Source organism: Aerococcus sp. L_32, assembly GCF_050689315.1.
The window spans coordinates 1-2,182 of sequence record NZ_JBOEQF010000327.1 but is presented as its reverse complement, the minus strand read 5'-3'; the positions used below and the strand labels follow the sequence as shown (position 1 = coordinate 2,182).

Sequence of the window (2,182 nt, the reverse complement as noted above, 5' to 3'; positions counted from 1 at the left end):
GATAATAAAGCCCGCTAAAAACAGGAAATTATCCACCAAATTACGCGGTGCAATAACGAGAATAACTATGCCAACAAGAAAACATGTTAGCGCTATGAGATATGGAATCATAAAGCCTCCTATATTTCGTGGTAAGCTGCATATACTTCCCGCTTATTGATACCCGTTTGTTTAGCAACTTGTTTAATCGCATCCTTTGTCGACAATTCTTTTTGCCCCATCCACCAGTCCACCTGGTCTTTCAAGGACTTTTCCTCTAAAGCATCCTGCAACATCGTCGCCTCAGTCATTGGCGCATCATTACCCGCAATATAGAAGCAAATCTCCCCTTTAATCGGCCCATTTTGGTCAAAATGCACAGCCAAATCATCCAGGCTGCCTCGGTTAAACTCTTCAAACTTCTTAGTCAACTCCCGGACCACCACCGCAGGCCGGTCAGGACCGAAGGCATCTCGACAATCCTCAAGGGTTTGCACCAAGCGGTAAGGCGATTCATAAAACATCATCGTGTAGGGAAAATTCATCAAGTCATCCAAGAAAGCCTTTTTCTCAGACTTCTTACGCGGTAAAAATCCAATAAAAGCAAACTGGTCAGTATCCAAACCTGAAGCCACTAGCCCAGTTAAGGCCGCATTGGCTCCAGGTAGCGGCACAACCCGAATACCTTCTGCAATAGCTGCTTGCGCCAACTCAAATCCCGGATCAGAAATCGCTGGCATCCCTGCATCAGACACCTGAGCTAAACTCTGCCCTTCTTTCAGCATAGCCAAAATTTGTGGAATCCGCGTCTGACTATTATGTTGGTGGTAGGACATCTGCCCCGTCGGCACCTCAAAATGGTTGAGCAACTTCTGCGTATTTCGCGTATCCTCCGCCAAAATCATATCCACCGATTTCAAGGTATTGACTGCACGAAAAGTCATATCCTCCAAATTACCAATCGGCGTCGGCACCAAATACAAGGTCCCAAACCCTTCATTCTCCTGTTTTGTAAATGAATGTTGTACCTGAACCATGCCCTCACTCCTCATCTTTAACTGCTTTTTCTTCCTCCGGCAAAAAGGGTAAACTGCCCTCTAAGCTGTCAGACACCCGGTCCGTCCACATTTTTGGGGGCCAAACTTGGCTGACACCCTTTTCTTTAAGGAAGCCTTCCTTTTGTCTACGGGTTAATTGTTTAAATCGATATTCCGCTGACATGGCCCGCGACTTTGATGTAAACGGCTTGCTGTAAACCATATGGACTGGCCGACGCCCAGCTGCCTGAGTATACTTGGCCCCCTTACCTTGGTTATGAACCATTTCCCGACGATCAGGATTAGTCGTATATCCTGTGTAAAGCGTATTATCACTGCAAGCTAGCACGTAGAAATAGTGCCATTTTTCTGACTTATTCGCCATAAATCAACTGTCTCATTTCTGGTGTATACTCGTCCGACAAGGTTTGCGTGTAGAAAGGTGGCAAGACCCGCAAGCCCTTATCATGGCCATCTTTCATGAATTCTAGCAAAATGGTTTTCGCTTCTTTACCTGGTTTAGGATAGATAAATTGCAGCCGTTTCAAAGTCAAATGGTATTGGTTACCTAAAACAATCAACTCACTCAACCGCTCAGGTCTATGGACAATATATAATTTACCACGGTTACGTAGGACAAACTGAGCCTGCTGGAAAATGTCTTCTGCTGTCATGGCCACTTCATGACGCGCTAAGGTTTTCGCATCTAATAAATTGACCTTAGATTCATCATACTTTTTAAAATATGGTGGATTACAAGTCACTACATCCACAGAATCCTTTTTAAAGGCATCACGGACAGCTTTTAAATCCATCTGGTGAATCCTAATTTTATCAGACAGGTCATTGTGGGCCATAGACCGTTTCGCCATATCTGCTACTTGGGGTTGGATTTCGATGCCATGAATCTGCGTTTTATCGTTGGTTTTGGCTGATAACAATAAAGGAATTACCCCATTACCCGAACAAAAATCAATGACCTGCTTCACACGACTCGAAGACACTTGGGCGAAATGCGCCAATAAAATTGCGTCTACTGAAAAGGAGAAGGTCAGGTCACTTTGAATAATTTCAAGATTTTGCGGAATTAAGGCATCCAACCGTTCGCCTGCTTGTAATAAGGGTGTCTCCATTAGCCTTGATTCCCCTCACCAGCACGCTCACCA

At 44.7% G+C, this 2,182-nt stretch carries 3 protein-coding genes; all 3 read right to left on the bottom strand.

The genetic code is table 11. The features are described 5' to 3' along the window. Positions 1-119: 119 nt before the first annotated feature. The 3 genes from rsmI to ACRCJ0_RS12435 are packed head-to-tail and all read right to left on the bottom strand — an operon-like array spanning position 120 to position 2,149. The gene (gene rsmI / locus ACRCJ0_RS12445) at positions 120-1,016 is read right to left on the bottom strand and encodes a 16S rRNA (cytidine(1402)-2'-O)-methyltransferase (RefSeq protein ID WP_431387313.1); all 897 of its coding nucleotides are present in this window, start codon (positions 1,014-1,016) and stop codon (positions 120-122) included. A 4-nt stretch (positions 1,017-1,020) separates the two neighbouring features. After that, positions 1,021-1,401 carry a GIY-YIG nuclease family protein gene (locus ACRCJ0_RS12440; RefSeq protein ID WP_431390624.1) on the bottom strand — a complete coding sequence of 127 codons (381 nt, stop codon included), beginning with the start codon at positions 1,399-1,401 and terminating at the stop codon, positions 1,021-1,023. Continuing rightward, complete coding sequence (locus tag ACRCJ0_RS12435; protein ID WP_431390622.1) at positions 1,391-2,149, bottom strand: tRNA1(Val) (adenine(37)-N6)-methyltransferase; 759 nt, start codon at positions 2,147-2,149, stop codon at positions 1,391-1,393. The genes ACRCJ0_RS12440 and ACRCJ0_RS12435 overlap by 11 nt, the downstream gene beginning before the upstream one ends. Between the last annotated feature and the right edge of the window lie 33 nt (positions 2,150-2,182).

Bases quoted from the DNA above. Each gene is read 5' to 3' on its own strand.
- rsmI (WP_431387313.1), bottom strand. From the start codon at position 1,016: ATGGTTCAGGTACAACATTCATTTACAAAACAGGAGAATGAAGGGTTT.
- ACRCJ0_RS12440 (WP_431390624.1), bottom strand. From the start codon at position 1,401: ATGGCGAATAAGTCAGAAAAATGGCACTATTTCTACGTGCTAGCTTGC.
- ACRCJ0_RS12435 (WP_431390622.1), bottom strand. From the start codon at position 2,149: ATGGAGACACCCTTATTACAAGCAGGCGAACGGTTGGATGCCTTAATT.